Origin of the sequence: Kosakonia sp. BYX6 (genome assembly GCF_038449125.1) — a bacterium.
GTDB classification, from domain to species: Bacteria; Pseudomonadota; Gammaproteobacteria; order Enterobacterales; family Enterobacteriaceae; genus Kosakonia; species Kosakonia calanthes.
In genome coordinates, this window is sequence record NZ_CP151800.1 from 614,614 (window position 1) to 631,742 (window position 17,129).

Genomic DNA, 17,129 nt, shown 5'->3' on the forward strand with positions numbered 1-17,129 from the left:
GAACAGCATGACAGATGTAACCGTAAAAACGCTGGCCGCTGAGATTCAAACCTCTGTGGACCGCCTGGTACAGCAATTTGCTGATGCAGGGATCCGCAAGTCCGCTGAAGATTCAGTGACGGCACAAGAAAAGCAGACGCTATTAGCGCATTTGAACCGTGAACACGGCTCCTCGCCTGATAAGCTGACGCTGCAGCGCAAAACGCGCAGCACATTAAATATTCAGGGCACCGGCGGTAAAAGTAAATCGGTGCAGATCGAAGTCCGTAAAAAGCGCACCTTTGTAAAACGCGATCCACAAGAGGCTGAACGTCTCGCTGCGGAAGAAGAGGCGATGCGTGAAGCGGAAGAGAAGGCCCGTCGTGAAGCAGAGGATGCCGCTGAGCGAGAAGCCGAGGAAAAAGCCAAGCGTGAGGCCGAAAGTCGCCTGAAACGTGAGGCTGAAGAAAAAGCTAAACGCGATAATGCTGAAAATGCAAAACGCGAGGCTGCGGAAAATAGCAAAGTGAGCAACCAACAATCTGACGAAATGACCAGAGCAGCCCAGACGGATAAAGCCCGTCGTGAAGCCGAAGCGCAAGAACTCAAGCGCAAAGCGGAAGAAGAGGCTCGTCGTAAACTGGAAGAAAACGCACGTCGCGTAGCGGAAGAAGCTCGTCGTATGGCAGAACAAAATGAAAATGGCTGGGTTGCTGCCAGCACTGAAGAAGAAGAGACAACTGGCGATTATCATGTAACCACTTCCCAGCATGCGCGTCAGGCGGAAGATGATAACGATCGCGAAGTTGAAGGTGGTCGTAGTCGTACCCGTACCGCTAAAGCGCCGCGTCCGAAGAAAGGTAACAAGCACTCGGAAAGCAAAGCTGACCGTGAAGAAGCGCGTGCAGCGGTTCGCGGTGGTAAAGGCGGCCGTCAGCGTAAAGGCTCTTCTCTGCAACAGGGCTTCCAGAAACCGGCTCAGGCTGTTAACCGTGACGTTGTAATCGGCGAAACCCTGACCGTTGGCGAGCTGGCTAACAAAATGGCAGTCAAAGGCTCTCAGGTCATCAAAGCGATGATGAAACTGGGTGCAATGGCCACCATCAACCAGGTTATCGACCAGGAAACCGCGCAGCTGGTTGCGGAAGAAATGGGTCACAAAGTTATCCTGCGTCGTGAAAACGAGCTGGAAGAAGCGGTAATGAGCGACCGTGACACAGGTGCAGCGGTAGAATCGCGCGCGCCGGTTGTGACCATCATGGGGCACGTTGACCACGGTAAAACCTCTCTGCTGGACTACATTCGTTCAACGAAAGTGGCTTCCGGTGAAGCGGGTGGCATTACTCAGCACATCGGTGCTTACCATGTTGAAACCGACAACGGTATGATCACCTTCCTGGATACCCCAGGCCACGCCGCGTTTACCGCAATGCGTGCTCGTGGTGCTCAGGCAACGGATATCGTTGTACTGGTTGTTGCTGCAGATGATGGCGTGATGCCGCAGACCATCGAAGCTATCCAGCACGCGAAAGCGGCGCAGGTGCCGGTTGTAGTTGCAGTCAACAAAATTGATAAACCGGAAGCCGATCCGGATCGCGTTAAGAACGAACTCTCTCAGTACGGCATCATCCCGGAAGAGTGGGGCGGCGAAAGCCAGTTCGTACACGTATCTGCGAAAGCCGGTACCGGTATCGACGAGCTGCTGGATGCTATCCTGCTGCAGGCCGAAGTCCTGGAACTGAAAGCCGTACGTAAAGGTATGGCGAGTGGTGTGGTCATCGAATCCTTCTTGGATAAAGGTCGTGGTCCGGTTGCTTCCGTACTGGTTCGTGAAGGTACGCTGCATAAAGGCGACATTGTTCTGTGTGGCTTCGAGTATGGGCGTGTCCGTGCGATGCGTGACGAACTTGGTCGCGAAGTGACTGAAGCGGGTCCGTCTATTCCGGTGGAAATTCTCGGTCTGTCCGGCGTTCCGGCAGCAGGTGACGAAGCGACAGTGGTACGTGACGAGAAGAAAGCGCGTGAAGTGGCTCTGTATCGTCAGGGTAAATTCCGCGAAGTCAAACTGGCGCGTCAGCAGAAATCCAAACTGGAAAACATGTTTGCCAACATGACCGAAGGCGAAGTTCACGAAGTGAACATCGTACTGAAGGCCGATGTTCAGGGTTCTGTGGAAGCGATTTCCGACTCGTTGCTGAAACTGTCTACTGACGAAGTGAAAGTGAAGATCGTGGGTTCCGGCGTAGGTGGTATCACCGAAACAGACGCGACTCTTGCTGCTGCGTCCAACGCGATTCTGGTTGGCTTCAACGTGCGTGCCGATGCCTCTGCGCGTCGCGTGATCGAAGCGGAAGGTCTGGATCTGCGTTACTACTCCGTCATCTATAACCTGATCGACGAAGTGAAAGCGGCGATGAGCGGTATGCTCTCTCCGGAACTGAAACAGCAGATCATCGGCCTGGCCGAAGTTCGCGATGTGTTCAAATCACCGAAGTTCGGTGCGATCGCAGGCTGTATGGTTACCGAAGGTGTCGTCAAACGTCACAACCCAATCCGCGTTCTGCGTGACAACGTGGTTATCTATGAAGGTGAGCTGGAATCTCTGCGCCGCTTCAAAGATGACGTTAACGAAGTCCGTAACGGTATGGAATGTGGTATCGGCGTGAAGAACTACAATGACGTACGCACTGGCGATATGATCGAAGTATTCGAAATTATCGAAATCCAGCGCACCATCGAATAATCAACGCGATAACGCAACGTAGGCCGGGTAAGCGAAGCGCCATCCGGCAAGCAATATCAAAAGGGGCTACGGCCCCTTTTTAGTCTGGAGAATTATTATGGCGAAAGAATTTGGTCGCCCGCAGCGCGTATCTCAGGAATTGCAAAAAGAGATCGCAATTATCCTGCAGCGTGAAATCAAAGATCCGCGTCTGGGTATGATGACTACCGTTTCCGGGGTCGAAGTTTCTCGCGATCTGGCTTATGCCAAAGTGTTTGTTACCTTCCTCAACGACAAAGATGAAGCGTCTGTAAAAGCAGGCATCAAGGCGTTGCAGGATGCATCTGGTTTTATCCGCACCTTGCTGGGTAAAGCGATGCGTTTGCGTATCGTGCCTGAACTGACGTTCTTCTACGACAACTCCTTGGTCGAAGGGATGCGCATGTCCAACCTGGTGACCAGCGTGGTGAAACACGATGATGAACGTCGTGTTAACCCGGACGACAGCAAGGAGGACTGATGAGTCGTCCTCGTCGTCGCGGTCGCGACGTGCATGGCGTGCTGTTGCTGGATAAACAGCAGGGCGCTTCCAGCAATGATGTTCTGCAGAAAGTAAAACGTCTCTACAATGCCAACCGCGCCGGGCATACCGGTGCGCTGGATCCGCTAGCAACCGGCATGCTGCCAATTTGCCTGGGCGAGGCGACGAAGTTTTCCCAATATCTGCTGGACTCCGACAAACGCTATCGCGTGATTGCTCGCCTTGGGCAGCGTACCGATACGTCCGATGCAGATGGGCAGATTGTCGAAGAACGTCCCGTTACGTTCAGCGCCGATCAGCTGGCCGCTGCGCTGGAAAGTTTTCGCGGTGATACGCAACAAGTGCCGTCGATGTATTCAGCCCTGAAATATCAGGGAAAGAAGCTCTACGAATATGCGCGCCAGGGCATTGATGTCCCGCGCGAAGCACGGCCAATCACTGTTTACGAACTGCTGTTTATTCGCCACGAAGGCAACGAACTAGAATTGGAAATCCATTGTTCGAAAGGCACGTACATTCGCACTATCATTGATGATCTCGGCGAGAAGTTGGGTTGCGGTGCGCATGTTATCTACCTGCGTCGGCTGGCGGTAAGTAAATATCCGGTTGAACGCATGGTCACGCTTGAACACTTGCGTGAATTGGTTGAGCAGGCTGAGCAGCAGGAGATTCCGGCGGCTCAGTTGCTGGATCCCTTACTGATGCCAATGGACAGCCCGGCATCGGATTTCCCGCTGGTGAATATTCCGTCTATGGTTGCCGCGTATTTCAAAAATGGCCAACCAGTGCGTGCGTCTGGCGTGCCAGTTGAAGGGCTGGTGCGCGTGACGGAAGGTGATGATGCGAAGTTCATCGGGATGGGCGAAATAGATGATGATGGGCGTATTGCGCCGCGTCGTCTGGTGGTTGAGTATCCTGCCGTATAACGGGCTTACCTTGCGGGAAACCCTGACTACGAGTAGAATATTGCCGCTTAACGCCGGGCTATGTATTTAACATCGTCCGGCGTTATACCTGGGGGCGCTGAATTAGAGATTGGCACCCTTTCATTTTTTTATTATTGGAGTTCAAAATGTCTCTAAGCGTTGAAGCTAAAGCAAAAATCGTTTCCGAGTTTGGTCGTGGTTCTAACGACAGCGGTTCTACCGAAGTTCAGGTTGCACTGCTGACTGCTCAGATCAACCACCTGCAGGGTCACTTTGCAGAGCACAAAAAAGATCACCACAGCCGTCGTGGTCTGCTGCGCATGGTTTCTCAGCGTCGTAAACTGCTCGACTACCTGAAACGTAAAGACGTTGCACGCTACACCGCGCTGATCGAGCGTCTGGGTCTGCGTCGCTAAGTCTGGCGAGTTTCAAGAAGGGGCCTTTAAGGCCCCTTTTTTCAACCAGGCGGCAGCAATTGGCAGTAAACTAATGTATTGTTGCCAAGTATGATCTTCATTGCAGAGGTTCGCGCGGCTAATGAGAGGCTTTATCCGCAATGGGCGGGTTAGGGTTGTCATTAGTCGCGAGGATGCAAGAAGGTCCGGTTTAATTGTCAGCACGCCTTGGGTGTGCTGATGTTCATTAAGAAAGGATAGAATTTTGCTGAATCCGATCGTTCGTAAATTCCAATATGGTCAACATACCGTCACGCTGGAAACCGGCATGATGGCACGTCAGGCCACTGCTGCCGTTATGGTTAGCATGGATGACACCGCGGTATTCGTCACTGTTGTTGGCCAGAAAAAAGCAAAACCAGGTCAGGATTTTTTCCCTCTGACCGTTAACTATCAAGAGCGTACCTACGCTGCTGGTAAAATCCCAGGTGGTTTCTTCCGTCGCGAAGGCCGTCCGAGCGAAGGCGAAACTCTGATCGCGCGTCTGATTGACCGCCCGGTTCGCCCGCTGTTCCCGGAAGGCTTCGTTAACGAAGTTCAGGTTATCGCCACTGTTGTTTCCGTTAACCCGCAGGTTAACCCGGATATCGTTGCGATGATCGGTGCTTCTGCTGCGCTGTCTCTGTCTGGTATCCCGTTCAACGGCCCGATTGGCGCCGCTCGCGTGGGTTACATCAACGACCAATATGTGCTGAACCCAACTCAGGAAGAGCTGAAAGAAAGTAAGCTGGACTTGGTGGTTGCCGGTACTGAAGCCGCTGTGCTGATGGTTGAATCCGAAGCAGAACTGCTGAGCGAAGACCAGATGCTGGGCGCGGTAGTATATGGCCACGAACAGCAGCAGGTTGTTATACAGAACATTAACGATCTGGTGAAAGAAGCAGGTAAACCGCGTTGGGATTGGCAGCCAGAAGTAGTAAACGAAGCGCTGAACGCGCGCGTAGCGGCACTGGCTGAATCGCGTCTGAGCGATGCCTACCGCATCACCGACAAACAGGAGCGTTACGCTCAGGTTGACGTGATCAAATCCGAAACCATCGCTACGCTGGTTGCTGAAGATGAAACCCTTGACGCTAACGAGCTGGGTGAAATCCTGCACGCTATCGAGAAAAACGTTGTTCGTAGCCGCGTTCTGGCTGGCGAACCGCGCATTGATGGTCGTGAAAAAGATATGATCCGTGGTCTGGACGTTCGTACCGGTGTTCTGCCGCGTACTCACGGTTCCGCTCTGTTCACCCGTGGTGAAACCCAGGCGCTGGTTACTGCGACGCTGGGTACGGCGCGTGATGCGCAGAACATCGACGAACTGATGGGCGAGCGCACTGACAGTTTCCTGTTCCATTACAACTTCCCTCCGTACTCCGTTGGTGAAACCGGGATGGTAGGTTCGCCGAAACGTCGTGAAATTGGTCACGGTCGTCTGGCGAAACGCGGTGTGCTGGCAGTTATGCCGGAAGCAGATAAATTCCCGTACACCGTACGTGTGGTATCTGAAATCACCGAATCTAACGGTTCCTCTTCCATGGCTTCCGTTTGTGGCGCATCTCTGGCGCTGATGGATGCGGGTGTGCCGGTGAAAGCCGCTGTTGCGGGTATCGCGATGGGGCTGGTGAAAGAAGGCGACAACTTTGTTGTTCTGTCTGACATCCTGGGCGACGAAGATCACCTGGGCGATATGGACTTCAAAGTTGCGGGCTCCCGCGACGGTATCTCTGCACTGCAGATGGATATCAAAATTGAAGGTATCACCAAAGAGATCATGCAGGTTGCGCTGAACCAGGCGAAAGGCGCTCGTCTGCATATTCTGGGTGTTATGGAACAGGCGATTAACGCGCCGCGTGGCGATATCTCTGAATTCGCACCGCGCATCCATACCATCAAGATCAACCCGGACAAAATTAAAGACGTTATCGGTAAAGGCGGCTCCGTTATTCGTGCCCTGACCGAAGAAACCGGCACGACCATTGAAATCGAAGACGATGGTACCGTGAAAATCGCGGCAACCGACGGTGAGAAAGCGAAATTCGCAATTCGCCGTATCGAAGAGATCACTGCTGAGATCGAAGTAGGACGTATCTACAACGGTAAAGTGACTCGTATCGTTGATTTTGGTGCGTTTGTTGCCATCGGTGGTGGCAAAGAAGGCTTGGTACACATTTCTCAGATCGCTGATAAGCGCGTTGAGAAAGTGACTGATTACCTGCAAATGGGCCAGGAAGTACCGGTGAAAGTTCTGGAAGTTGACCGCCAGGGCCGTATTCGTCTAAGCATTAAAGAAGCGACTGAACAAACTCAGCCTGCTGAAGCGTCAGAAGCGCCGCAAGCAGATCAGGGCGAGTAAGGTTGCCTTTGCCCTCCGTTACGGCGGAGGGCTTATTCGCAGGCAGGACGCCATGTTTGCAGCCGGGGGACAGGACGTTCATCCAATTGTTGTCTTCGGGAGTGGGAAATGAAGCCTTTTTTGCGCTGGTGTTTCGTTGCGACAGCTTTAACGCTGGCAGGATGCAGCAACTCTGCCTGGCGTAAGAGCGAAGTCCTCGCGGTGCCATTGCAACCGACTTTGCAGCAAGAAGTGATTCTGGCACGCATGGAACAAATTCTTGCCAGTCGGGCTTTATCCGATGACGAGCGCGCACAGCTTTTATATGAGCGCGGAGTATTGTATGATAGCCTCGGTTTGAGAGCTTTAGCGCGAAATGATTTCTCACAAGCGCTGGCAATCCGACCCGATATGCCGGAAGTATTCAATTACTTAGGCATTTATTTAACGCAGGCAGGCAATTTTGATGCTGCCTATGAAGCGTTTGATTCTGTACTTGAGCTTGATCCAACTTACAACTACGCGCACTTAAATCGCGGCATCGCCCTGCATTACGGCGGTCGTGACAAGTTAGCGCAAGATGATCTGCTGGCGTTTTATCAAGACGATCCTAATGATCCTTTCCGTAGCCTGTGGCTTTACATCGTTGAGCGGAAGCTCGATGAGAACAAGGCGAAAGAAGCCCTGAAACAGCGCTTCGAGAAATCGGACAAGGAACAATGGGGATGGAATATTGTCGAGTTCTACCTCGGTGACATTAGCGAACCAACGCTGATGGATCGCCTGAAGGCGGACGCAACGGATAACACCTCGCTCGCTGAGCATCTCAGTGAAACCAACTTCTATTTAGGTAAGTACTACCTAAGTCTGGGGGACAAGGACAGCGCTACGGCACTGTTCAAACTAGCGGTTGCCAACAACGTCCATAATTTTGTTGAGCATCGTTACGCATTGTTGGAATTAGCGCTCTTGGGCCAGGAGCAAGACGACCTGGCAGAATCGGACCAGCAATAGCTGACGAACATATATCAGCCCGTAATCTCTTTTGATTGCCATCACCTTCGCGGGTGAGGGCTTTATTGTTCGTCAATCAACCTACTTTGAGCCGGTTCACACTTTTCAATGAAAATTGCTAATCTTTTTCACGATGAGTTATGTAGACTGGCCGCCAATGACATAGAGGCACTTGTACTACATGGCTGAATTCGAAACCACTTTTGCAGATCTGGGCCTGAAGGCTCCTATCCTTGAAGCCCTTAACGATCTCGGTTACGAAAAACCATCTCCGATCCAGGCTGAGTGCATTCCGCACCTGCTGAGCGGTCGTGACGTGCTGGGTATGGCCCAGACTGGTAGCGGTAAAACGGCAGCGTTTTCTCTGCCGCTACTCAATAACATCGATCCGGACCTGCGTGCGCCGCAGATCCTCGTGCTTGCTCCGACCCGCGAACTGGCGGTTCAGGTAGCTGAAGCAATGACCGATTTCTCTAAACATATGCGCGGCGTAAACGTGGTTGCCCTGTACGGCGGCCAGCGTTATGACGTGCAGTTACGCGCCCTGCGCCAGGGCCCGCAGATCGTGGTCGGTACGCCGGGTCGTCTGCTGGATCACCTGAAACGCGGCACGCTGGATCTCTCTCGCCTGAGCGGTCTGGTGCTGGATGAAGCCGACGAAATGCTGCGCATGGGCTTTATCGAAGACGTTGAAACCATCATGGCGCAGATCCCGGAGGGTCATCAGACCGCTCTGTTCTCTGCAACCATGCCGGAAGCTATCCGTCGCATTACCCGTCGCTTTATGAAAGACCCGCAGGAAGTGCGCATTCAGTCCAGCGTGACTACTCGTCCGGACATCAGCCAGAGCTACTGGACTGTGTACGGCATGCGTAAAAACGAAGCACTGGTTCGCTTCCTGGAAGCTGAAGATTTCGACGCGGCGATCATTTTCGTGCGTACCAAAAACGCAACGCTGGAAGTCGCCGAAGCGCTGGAGCGCAATGGTTACAACAGCGCCGCGCTGAACGGTGACATGAACCAGGCGCTGCGTGAGCAGACTCTGGAGCGCCTGAAAGACGGTCGTCTGGATATCCTGATCGCGACCGACGTTGCGGCCCGTGGTCTGGACGTTGAGCGTATCAGCCTGGTTGTTAACTACGACATCCCGATGGATTCCGAATCCTACGTTCACCGTATCGGCCGTACCGGTCGTGCGGGTCGTGCTGGGCGCGCGCTGCTGTTCGTTGAGAACCGCGAGCGTCGTCTGCTGCGCAACATCGAACGTACAATGAAGCTGACCATTCCGGAAGTAGAACTGCCGAACGCAGAACTGCTGGGCAAACGCCGTCTGGAAAAATTCGCAGCCAAAGTTCAGCTGCAACTGGAAAGCAGCGATCTGGATCAGTACCGTGCGCTGCTGGCGAAAATCCAGCCTTCTTCTGAAGAAGAGATGGACATCGAAACGCTGGCCGCTGCACTGCTGAAAATGGCACAGGGCGAACGTCCGCTGATTCTGCCGCCGGATGCGCCGATGCGTCCGCGTCGTGAATTCCGCGAACGTGATGAGCGTTTCGAACGTCGTGGCGATCGTAACGATCGTGCCCCGCGTGGCGAACGTGCTGAGCGTGGCGGTGAAGATCGTCCGCGTCGCGAACGTCGTGATGTTGGCGAAATGGAACTGTACCGCATTGAAGTGGGTCGTGATGACGGTGTTGAAGTTCGTCATATCGTTGGCGCAATTGCTAACGAAGGTGATATCAGCAGCCGTTACATCGGTAACATCAAGCTGTTCGGTACTCACTCCACTATCGAGCTGCCGAAAGGCATGCCGGGCGAAGTCCTGCAACACTTCACTCGCACGCGTATTCTGAACAAGCCGATGAATATGCAGCTGCTGGGCGATGCACAACCGCGTGAGCGCAGCGAACGTCGTCCTGCCGGTGGCGGTGAACGTCGCGGTGGTTTCGGTGGCGAACGTCGTGAAGGCGGTCGCGGTGGTGAAGGTCGCCGTTTCAGCGGTGAACGTCAGGAAGGTCGTGGTTTTGGTGGCGAACGCCGCGCACCGCGCCGTGACGACAGCACCACCAGCCGTCGTCGTAACGACGCGTAATTAACGTCGATTATTCTGCGTTATACGCCGTAAAGAAATAGATACAGCCCCAGTCGAACCGATTGGGGCTTTTTTTATCTGTTTTGTACTCCTGTACTGGTACAATGCAGCGGCTTCGCATTCCGGCATTGGACCATCACAGGAGAATCATTTAGATGTCGACACTGACAACCACTCAGGCTTCCCCTTCGCTGTTCGGCGGGGTGGTGATTATCGGCGGCACCATCATTGGCGCAGGCATGTTTTCCCTGCCGGTGGTGATGTCCGGCGCGTGGTTCTTCTGGTCACTTCTGGCGTTATTGTTTACCTGGTTTTGCATGCTGCATTCAGGCTTGATGATCCTGGAGGCCAACCTCAATTATCACAGCGGCGCAAGCTTCGACACCATCACCAAAGACCTGCTCGGTAAAGGCTGGAATCTGGTGAATGGTCTCTCTATCGCCTTCGTGCTTTATATCCTGACGTACGCTTACATCTCCGCGAGCGGGTCTATTCTGCACCACACCTTTGCAGAGATGTCATTGAACGTGCCGCCGCGCCTGGCAGGGCTGGTTTTTGCACTGGCGGTGGCGTTTATCGTTTGGCTCTCCACCCATGCCGTCAGCCGTATGACGGCGATTGTGCTGGGCGCGAAAGTAATTACTTTCTTTCTCACTTTTGGCAGCCTGCTGGGGCATGTTGAACCCACGACGCTGCTGAATGTCGCGCAGGGCAATACGTCTTACACACCGTATTTGCTGATGACGCTACCGTTCTGTTTGGCCTCGTTTGGTTACCACGGTAATGTTCCCAGCCTGATGAAATATTATGGCAAAGACCCGCGCACCATTATTCGCTGCCTGGTGTACGGTACGCTGCTGGCGCTGGGGCTTTATGTCATCTGGTTGCTGGTCACCATGGGGAATATTCCGCGCCCGGCGTTTATCGATATCGCGGCCAAAGGCGGTAATATTGATGTGCTGGTGCAGGCATTGAGCGGTGTGCTTAATAGCCGCAGCCTGGATCTGCTGCTGGTGATTTTTTCGAACTTTGCCGTTGCCAGTTCCTTCCTCGGCGTGACGCTAGGGTTGTTTGATTACCTGGCAGACTTGTTCAAATTTGATGATTCCCCGCTGGGGCGCTTTAAGACAGCACTACTGACATTTGTGCCGCCGATTGTCGGAGGCTTACTGTGGCCGAATGGCTTTTTGTATGCCATTGGGTATGCGGGTTTAGCGGCGACAGTTTGGGCTGCGATTGTCCCGGCTTTGCTGGCGAACGCATCCCGCAAACGCTTTGGTAGCCCGACATTCCGCGTCTGGGGTGGCAAACCGATGATCATCCTGATCCTGCTGTTTGGTGCTGGCAACGCGGTGGTCCACTTGTTATCCAGCTTTAATGTATTGCCGGTGTATCAGTAGATTTATGCGGGTGGCGGCGACGCGAACGTATAGGCCGGGTAAGCGAAGCGCCACCCGGCAAAACAAAACTACCCAAGCAACTCCTCTTTCACCTGCATCGCCAGTTCAAAGGAGTAGAGCCGCGCCTGGTGATCGAAAATCTGCCCGTTAACCATAATCTCATCCGCCTCTGTTTCACGCAGAATCGACTCCAGCCCGTGGCGCACTTTCGCTTTATCACCCACCAGCGACATGCTCAGCGCCTGCTGCACACCGTACTGCTCGGACGGCGACCAGAACTGATCCATATTTGGAATGGGCGGCGGCAACTGTGCCGTCTCGCCACGGCGCAGCTTCACAAAGGCCTGCTGCATAGAGGTGAAGAGGAATTCCGCATCGCGGTTGCTATCGGCGGCAACAATATTGATGCACACCATTGCGTACGGTTTTTCCAGGCGAGCAGATGGTTTGAAGTTGGTGCGATAAAGATGCAGCGCCTGGAACAGCATATCCGGGGCGAAATGCGAGGCAAAGGCAAACGGCAGGCCAAGTTGGGCAGCCAGTTGCGCGCTGTACAAGCTGGAGCCAAGCAGCCAGACCGGAATTTTTTCGCCATAACCCGGCACCGGGCGCACATGCGGGTTCGGATCGACGGCGTCAAACCAGTCCACCAGTTCCGCCACATCACGAGGGAAATTATCAATATCGCCGCTCATATGGCGACGCAGCGCCATCATGGTGCGTTGATCGCTGCCCGGCGCACGGCCAAGGCCAAGATCGATTCGTCCAGGATAGAGCGTGTTCAGCGTGCCGAACTGCTCGGCAATCACCAGCGGTGAATGGTTTGGCAACATAACGCCGCCAGAACCAAGGTGCAGGGCTTGCGTATTCGCCGCCAAATACCCAATCAGCACCGACGTCGCCGCGCTGGCAATACCGGTCATGTTGTGATGTTCTGCCAGCCAGAAGCGGTGATAACCGCGTTTTTCGGCAAGCTTCGCCAGATCCAGTGAATGGGCAAACGCCTCGCGAGCGCTGGAATCTTGCGGAATCGGTGCCAGGTCCAGCACCGAAAAAGGAATGGTTTTATCAGACATATAAACTCACTTTGCCACAGCATCGTCATCAGATTGAAGGTCTTCTTCCAGCCTGGCGCAATGTGCCGCGTCAGGCCAGAAAAGCTGCAACTTTCATACTGCATTAACTTATGACAATTTCTGTTAACAAAGTGAGCTTTTTTAGCACTGTAGCTGCAACCCTGGCAGCCTGCGCCAGTAGCCATTGCAATCGCTGTTCGACGCCAGCGGCAGCGGTGCGTTGCCCGCTTCGTTGGCTTTAAATGCCTCCAGCATGGCAAACGTTTCTGTGCCCATCGGCGACAGACGCACGATATCGACAATCCCTTTCATCGACGCCAGTTCATTGCCAAGGTTATAAACATAACCGCTCATGGTCTGGATGCCATTGAGCACAAACACCTGCTGGTTTTCCTGTGACAGCACGCTGCGCCCGTTCGGGTATTTAATGCAGCACGTTTCGCACTCATCTTTTGGCCGGTCTTCCGAACGCGCGGTAAAGCAGCGCGCGGAATAAGCCAGTGGCAGATGACCGTAGCTCAGCACTTCCACTTCAAATTGTTGGCGAATGCCGAGCGTTTCGCACTGATCGAGCAGGTTAATCAGCCAGTCGCGAGAGAGTTCCACCGGCATGCACCAACGCACCATGCCTTGCCTAAGCAGCAGGCGCAACGTGACCGCGTTATAACAGTTCAACGCATGCCCGGCGATGAACGGCAGCTTGCGCTCGGCGCACAGATTCACCACCCCCAAATCGCTGGCTTCCAGCAGGAATTCGCCGTTATCCACATAACGCTTAAGTTCGTTTAACTCGGACGAGGCCTGCACCAGCGCCAGCGTGGAAAGCACCACTTGCTTGCCGCTGCTCGCCAGTGTTTTCGCCATCTCCAGCCAGTCGCCCACTTTGGTGGCGCGTCGCTTACTGCACACCGCTTCGCCAAGATAAATCACATCGGCCTGGCTTGCGGCAGCCTGGTGGTAAAAATCTTCCAGCGTCTCTTTTGGCCAGTAATAAAGCACCGGCCCTAATGAATATTTCATCTTCTACCTACTGCCATTTGCGGTGATATGCGCCGAGGGTGGTTTGTGTGCCTTCTGACATGGCGCCTAACGTCTCCATCCACGCGGCTTGCGGCACAAAGTCTTGCGGCGAAGCCATGCAGCGATCGATCGCCTGACGCCACACTTTCGCCACCTGGCTCACATATGCCGGGCTGCGCTGGCGGCCTTCGATTTTCACAGACGCGATATTCGCCGCCAGCAATTCCGGCAGCAGTTCCAGCGTATTCAGGCTGGTCGGCTCTTCCAGCGCGTGATAACGCTCGCCATCAACCAAATAACGGCCTTTACACAACGTCGGATAACCGGCGTTTTCGCCATCCTGATAGCGGTCAATCAACACTTCATTCAGGCGCGATTCCAGCCCCTGTGGGGTTTGCTGCCAGCGTACAAAACGCGCTGGAGAACAGGCACCCACGGTGTTGGGCGATTCGCCAGTCAGGTAAGAGGAGAGGTAACAACGGCCTTCGGCCATGATGCACAGGCTGCCAAAAGCGAACACTTCCAGCGGCACCGGCGTCACGCGGGCAAGTTGCTTGACCTGATGAATGGACAACACACGCGGCAACACCACGCGCGCAACGTCAAAGTGGCGATGATAAAAACGGATCGCTTCTTCGTTGGTGGCAGACGCCTGCACGGAAACGTGGCGTTCAATCTGCGGATAGCGCTCGGCGGCATATTCCAGCATCGCCAGATCCGCCAGAATCAACGCATCGGCACCGATCTGCGCTGCCATATCAATGGCATGCTCCCAGCGTTGGTAACCGTCAGGATGCGCAAACGTGTTGATGGCGATATGCAACTTACGGCGGTGCTGGTGCACAAAACGCTCCGCTTCCTGGAGTTTTTTCTCCGTAAAGTTGAGTCCGGCGAAATGGCGGGCGTTGGTGTCATCTTTCAGGCCGATATACACAGCATCGGCGCCGTTTTCGATGGCCGCCTTCAGTGCCGGAAGGTTTCCGGCAGGGCAGAGCAACTCCATAGTGTATCCTGCAATCAAGGGCGCTACGGCCCGGACGTACCCCGTGGGGTCGCTAAATTGTTAATGAACTGGGATTTTAGTTAACCTGTCAGCGACAATTTTTGATTTGAGGCAGCTAAATGCTTATTGATGATGCTAATAATCGACACCCATTTATTACGTAATTGTTGATGTGTGCCGCTATGCCATTTCATGATTGTGGCAAAATAGCCGTCATTATCATTTCAGGGAGTAAAGCTCGTGTTGGAGAAATTGCGCTCGCGTCTTGTTCATTTTGGCCCGTCGTTACTGAGTGTGCCGGTTAAGCTGACGCCGTTTGCCATCAAACGTCAGGTGCTGGAGCAGGTACTGCGCTGGCAATTCCAACAGGCGCTGGCGGACGGAGAACTTGAGTTTCTCGAAGGGCGCTGGTTAAGTATTCAGGTGAGTGATATTGGCCTGACGTGGTATACCTCTGTTGAGGATGGGCAGATGATCGTTCGCGAATCTGCCGACGCGGATGTCAGCTTTAGTGCGAGCGCCAGTGATTTACTGATGATTGCTGCACGTAAACAGGATCCGGATACACTTTTCTTCCAGCGTCGCCTGGTCATTGAAGGGGATACGGAACTGGGGCTGTATGTGAAAAACCTGATGGATGCCATTGAACTGGAGCAGATGCCAAAACCCCTGCGGGTGGTGCTGCTACAGCTGGCGGAATTTGTTGAGGCTGGCCTGCAAGCGCCGCCTGCAACGACACAACCTTCTGTAGGTGAGCCATGCTGATTAGAGTTGAAATTCCCATTGATGCACCCGGTATTGACGCCTTGCTGCGCCGCAGCTTTGGCGGTGAGGCTGAAGCCACACTGGTGCACGATCTGCGCGAAGACGGTTTGATCACGCTGGGATTTGTCGCGACCGATGATGAAGGGCAAGTGATTGGTTATGTCGCTTTCAGTCCGGTAACGGTCGCCGGGGAAGAGTTGCAATGGGTCGGGCTTGCGCCGCTGGCCGTCGATGAGCAGTATCGTGGCCAGGGCATCGCGCGCCAACTGGTCTATGAAGGGCTGGATTCGCTAAATGAATTTGGCTATGCCGCAGCGGTGACGCTGGGCGATCCGGCGTTTTATAGCCGTCTCGGTTTTAAAAAGGCCGCGCAGTGTGATTTGCGCTGCCGCTGGCCGCAAACCGAAGAGGCGTTTTTAATTCACCCTCTCGCGGATGACGCCCTAAATGGCGTAAGCGGTCTGGTGGAATACAGCGACCATTTCAATCGTCTTTAACCACGGGCGTTAACAGACTCTCCCGCAGCGCTTCGAATGAGCCATCTCCGGCGACGAGGCGCTCTTTCTGGCGCTTGGTTAACTGCTTAATCCGGTATTCCAGCCGTAGCGCCAGCGATCTCTCACCAATCTGCGCGGTAAAAACCAGTTCCAGCGCGCCTTTTCCTCGCAGGGCTTTTGCCCCTTTTCCATTTTGATGTTGCGTAAAACGACGCGGCACATCGGTTGTAATACCGGTGTACAGCATGTTGTCGTGCGTGCGAATAAGATAAAGAAACCAGGGCGTCATGGCGTTGTTCAGTGTGTTAATGTGAACGAAAAATAACATGAGGGAGAGAAAAAATGGAGACTCTTGCAGCCATTAACCGCTGGCTGGCGAAACAGCATGTTGTCACCTGGTGTGTGGCGAATCGGGGAGAGTTATGGTGCGCTAACGCCTTTTATTTTTATGACCCTCAAGCCGTCGCCTTTTATGTGCTCAGCGAAGATCAAACGCGCCACGCGCAAATGACTGGCCTGAAAGCGCAGGTCGCAGGCACGGTAAACGGCCAACCAAAAACCGTCGCGCTGATTCGCGGCGTGCAATTTGCCGGGGAAATTCGTCGCTTAGACGGGGAGGAAAGCGCGGCGCTGCGGGCGCAGTACAACCGACGCTTTCCGGTGGCCCGTATGTTGTCAGCCCCGATGTGGGAGATTCGCCTGAGCGAACTGAAGTTCACCGACAACACGCTGGGATTTGGCAAAAAACTTCACTGGATCCGCGAATCAAGCACCCAGTAAGCGCAGCGCCTCGCGGTTAAACGCCGGTAAATCATCGGGGGTACGGCTGGTGACCAACTGATCTTTATCGACCACCACTTCCTGGTCATAGAACTCGCCCCCGGCATTCTTCACATCTATCACGATTGGTTTCACCGCCGTCAGCTTGCGGCCGCGAATCACATCCGCGCTGATCAATAGCTGCGGACCGTGGCAGATGGCGAAAACTGGTTTACCGGAATTGATAAAATCGCGGGTAAACGTGACAAAGCGATCGTCACCGCGTAGCGAATCCGGCGAATGCCCGCCCGGCAGCAGCAGCGCGTCAAAGTCCGCCGGACGCACTTCATCAATGGCTTTATCAATCGGCACTTCCGCCTCACCTTTTTTACCTTTCACCGTTTTTCCGGCTTGCTTCTCAATGGTGATCACTTCGTGCCCCGCTTTGCGGAACGCCTGCGCCGGAGAGGTGAATTCTGAATCTTCAAACTCGTCGGTGATCAAGACCGCAATTTTCTTGCTCATACTTCCTCCGTTGTTTTGGCTTCAGAAAGGGAGTT

17 protein-coding genes are annotated in these 17,129 nt (G+C 54.0%); 12 read left to right on the forward strand and 5 right to left on the reverse strand.

All coding sequences use genetic code 11. The annotated features are described in order from the left end of the window. Positions 1 to 7 precede the first annotated feature (7 nt). The 9 genes from infB (at position 8) to mtr (ending at position 11,449) form a co-directional block, all read left to right on the forward strand. Complete coding sequence (gene infB, locus AAEY27_RS02790) at positions 8 to 2,722, forward strand: translation initiation factor IF-2 (RefSeq protein WP_342323406.1); 2,715 nt, start codon at positions 8 to 10, stop codon at positions 2,720 to 2,722. A gap of 97 nt (positions 2,723 to 2,819) precedes the next feature. After that, complete coding sequence (gene rbfA / locus AAEY27_RS02795) at positions 2,820 to 3,221, forward strand: 30S ribosome-binding factor RbfA (RefSeq protein WP_342323407.1); 402 nt, start codon at positions 2,820 to 2,822, stop codon at positions 3,219 to 3,221. After that, positions 3,221 to 4,168, forward strand: coding sequence for a tRNA pseudouridine(55) synthase TruB (gene truB, locus AAEY27_RS02800; protein WP_342323408.1), 948 nt, complete (start codon positions 3,221 to 3,223; stop codon positions 4,166 to 4,168). The genes rbfA and truB overlap by 1 nt, the downstream gene beginning before the upstream one ends. Positions 4,169 to 4,314: 146 nt before the next feature. Beyond that, positions 4,315 to 4,584, forward strand: a complete 270-nt coding sequence (gene rpsO / locus AAEY27_RS02805; protein WP_017457357.1) for a 30S ribosomal protein S15 — start codon at positions 4,315 to 4,317, stop codon at positions 4,582 to 4,584. 244 nt (positions 4,585 to 4,828) lie between these two features. Beyond that, on the forward strand, positions 4,829 to 6,964 hold the full coding sequence (gene pnp, locus AAEY27_RS02810) for a polyribonucleotide nucleotidyltransferase (protein ID WP_342323409.1): 2,136 nt from the start codon (positions 4,829 to 4,831) through the stop codon (positions 6,962 to 6,964). A 108-nt stretch (positions 6,965 to 7,072) separates the two neighbouring features. Next, a complete protein-coding gene (gene nlpI, locus AAEY27_RS02815; RefSeq protein ID WP_342323410.1) occupies positions 7,073 to 7,957 on the forward strand; it encodes a lipoprotein NlpI in 885 nt (294 codons plus the stop codon). A 108-nt stretch (positions 7,958 to 8,065) separates the two neighbouring features. Then, a complete protein-coding gene (yrbN, locus tag AAEY27_RS22375) occupies positions 8,066 to 8,146 on the forward strand; it encodes a protein YrbN (RefSeq protein ID WP_425294667.1) in 81 nt (26 codons plus the stop codon). After that, the gene (locus AAEY27_RS02820) at positions 8,139 to 10,049 is read left to right on the forward strand and encodes a DEAD/DEAH family ATP-dependent RNA helicase (protein ID WP_342323411.1); all 1,911 of its coding nucleotides are present in this window, start codon (positions 8,139 to 8,141) and stop codon (positions 10,047 to 10,049) included. The genes yrbN and AAEY27_RS02820 overlap by 8 nt, the downstream gene beginning before the upstream one ends. 155 nt (positions 10,050 to 10,204) lie before the next feature. Next, entirely contained in the window at positions 10,205 to 11,449 is a 1,245-nt protein-coding gene (gene mtr, locus AAEY27_RS02825) for a tryptophan permease (RefSeq protein ID WP_342323412.1), read from the forward strand. A 68-nt stretch (positions 11,450 to 11,517) separates the two neighbouring features. On the opposite strand, the gene AAEY27_RS02830 is transcribed toward mtr, so the two are convergent. The 3 genes from AAEY27_RS02830 to ubiU all read right to left on the reverse strand — a co-directional run bounded on the left by AAEY27_RS02830 (position 11,518) and on the right by ubiU (position 14,548). Further along, positions 11,518 to 12,525, reverse strand: coding sequence for a luciferase-like monooxygenase (locus AAEY27_RS02830; RefSeq protein ID WP_342323413.1), 1,008 nt, complete (start codon positions 12,523 to 12,525; stop codon positions 11,518 to 11,520). 141 nt (positions 12,526 to 12,666) lie between these two features. Then, positions 12,667 to 13,545 carry a U32 family peptidase gene (locus tag AAEY27_RS02835; protein ID WP_342323414.1) on the reverse strand — a complete coding sequence of 293 codons (879 nt, stop codon included), beginning with the start codon at positions 13,543 to 13,545 and terminating at the stop codon, positions 12,667 to 12,669. Between the two features lie 7 nt (positions 13,546 to 13,552). Continuing rightward, positions 13,553 to 14,548: a ubiquinone anaerobic biosynthesis protein UbiU gene (gene ubiU, locus AAEY27_RS02840; protein WP_342323415.1), complete on the reverse strand. Its 996-nt coding sequence runs from the start codon at positions 14,546 to 14,548 to the stop codon at positions 13,553 to 13,555. Positions 14,549 to 14,788: 240 nt separating this feature from the next. Here ubiU and ubiT point away from each other — a divergent pair, with 240 nt between their 5' ends. Next, positions 14,789 to 15,313, forward strand: coding sequence for a ubiquinone anaerobic biosynthesis accessory factor UbiT (ubiT, locus tag AAEY27_RS02845; protein WP_342323416.1), 525 nt, complete (start codon positions 14,789 to 14,791; stop codon positions 15,311 to 15,313). Beyond that, a complete protein-coding gene (locus AAEY27_RS02850) occupies positions 15,307 to 15,810 on the forward strand; it encodes a GNAT family N-acetyltransferase (RefSeq protein ID WP_342323417.1) in 504 nt (167 codons plus the stop codon). The genes ubiT and AAEY27_RS02850 overlap by 7 nt, the downstream gene beginning before the upstream one ends. Here the strand turns inward: AAEY27_RS02850 and AAEY27_RS02855 are convergent. Then, positions 15,797 to 16,138 carry a GIY-YIG nuclease family protein gene (locus AAEY27_RS02855; RefSeq protein WP_342323418.1) on the reverse strand — a complete coding sequence of 114 codons (342 nt, stop codon included), beginning with the start codon at positions 16,136 to 16,138 and terminating at the stop codon, positions 15,797 to 15,799. The two genes, AAEY27_RS02850 and AAEY27_RS02855, sit on opposite strands and share 14 nt — an antisense overlap. A 14-nt stretch (positions 16,139 to 16,152) precedes the next feature. Between AAEY27_RS02855 and AAEY27_RS02860 the strand changes: the two genes are divergently transcribed. Continuing rightward, positions 16,153 to 16,590: a YhbP family protein gene (locus AAEY27_RS02860; RefSeq protein ID WP_342323419.1), complete on the forward strand. Its 438-nt coding sequence runs from the start codon at positions 16,153 to 16,155 to the stop codon at positions 16,588 to 16,590. On the opposite strand, the gene AAEY27_RS02865 is transcribed toward AAEY27_RS02860, so the two are convergent. Beyond that, positions 16,576 to 17,094 carry a type 1 glutamine amidotransferase domain-containing protein gene (locus AAEY27_RS02865; protein ID WP_342323420.1) on the reverse strand — a complete coding sequence of 173 codons (519 nt, stop codon included), beginning with the start codon at positions 17,092 to 17,094 and terminating at the stop codon, positions 16,576 to 16,578. The two genes, AAEY27_RS02860 and AAEY27_RS02865, sit on opposite strands and share 15 nt — an antisense overlap. Positions 17,095 to 17,129 lie beyond the last annotated feature (35 nt).

Coding starts and splice junctions, on each gene's coding strand:
- infB (WP_342323406.1), top strand. CDS start 8: ATGACAGATGTAACCGTAAAAACGCTGGCCGCTGAGATTCAAACCTCT.
- rbfA (WP_342323407.1), top strand. CDS start 2,820: ATGGCGAAAGAATTTGGTCGCCCGCAGCGCGTATCTCAGGAATTGCAA.
- truB (WP_342323408.1), top strand. CDS start 3,221: ATGAGTCGTCCTCGTCGTCGCGGTCGCGACGTGCATGGCGTGCTGTTG.
- rpsO (WP_017457357.1), top strand. CDS start 4,315: ATGTCTCTAAGCGTTGAAGCTAAAGCAAAAATCGTTTCCGAGTTTGGT.
- nlpI (WP_342323410.1), top strand. CDS start 7,073: ATGAAGCCTTTTTTGCGCTGGTGTTTCGTTGCGACAGCTTTAACGCTG.
- yrbN (WP_425294667.1), top strand. CDS start 8,066: ATGAAAATTGCTAATCTTTTTCACGATGAGTTATGTAGACTGGCCGCC.
- AAEY27_RS02820 (WP_342323411.1), top strand. CDS start 8,139: ATGGCTGAATTCGAAACCACTTTTGCAGATCTGGGCCTGAAGGCTCCT.
- mtr (WP_342323412.1), top strand. CDS start 10,205: ATGTCGACACTGACAACCACTCAGGCTTCCCCTTCGCTGTTCGGCGGG.
- AAEY27_RS02830 (WP_342323413.1), bottom strand. CDS start 12,525: ATGTCTGATAAAACCATTCCTTTTTCGGTGCTGGACCTGGCACCGATT.
- AAEY27_RS02835 (WP_342323414.1), bottom strand. CDS start 13,545: ATGAAATATTCATTAGGGCCGGTGCTTTATTACTGGCCAAAAGAGACG.
- ubiU (WP_342323415.1), bottom strand. CDS start 14,548: ATGGAGTTGCTCTGCCCTGCCGGAAACCTTCCGGCACTGAAGGCGGCC.
- AAEY27_RS02850 (WP_342323417.1), top strand. CDS start 15,307: ATGCTGATTAGAGTTGAAATTCCCATTGATGCACCCGGTATTGACGCC.
- AAEY27_RS02855 (WP_342323418.1), bottom strand. CDS start 16,138: ATGTTATTTTTCGTTCACATTAACACACTGAACAACGCCATGACGCCC.
- AAEY27_RS02860 (WP_342323419.1), top strand. CDS start 16,153: ATGGAGACTCTTGCAGCCATTAACCGCTGGCTGGCGAAACAGCATGTT.
- AAEY27_RS02865 (WP_342323420.1), bottom strand. CDS start 17,094: ATGAGCAAGAAAATTGCGGTCTTGATCACCGACGAGTTTGAAGATTCA.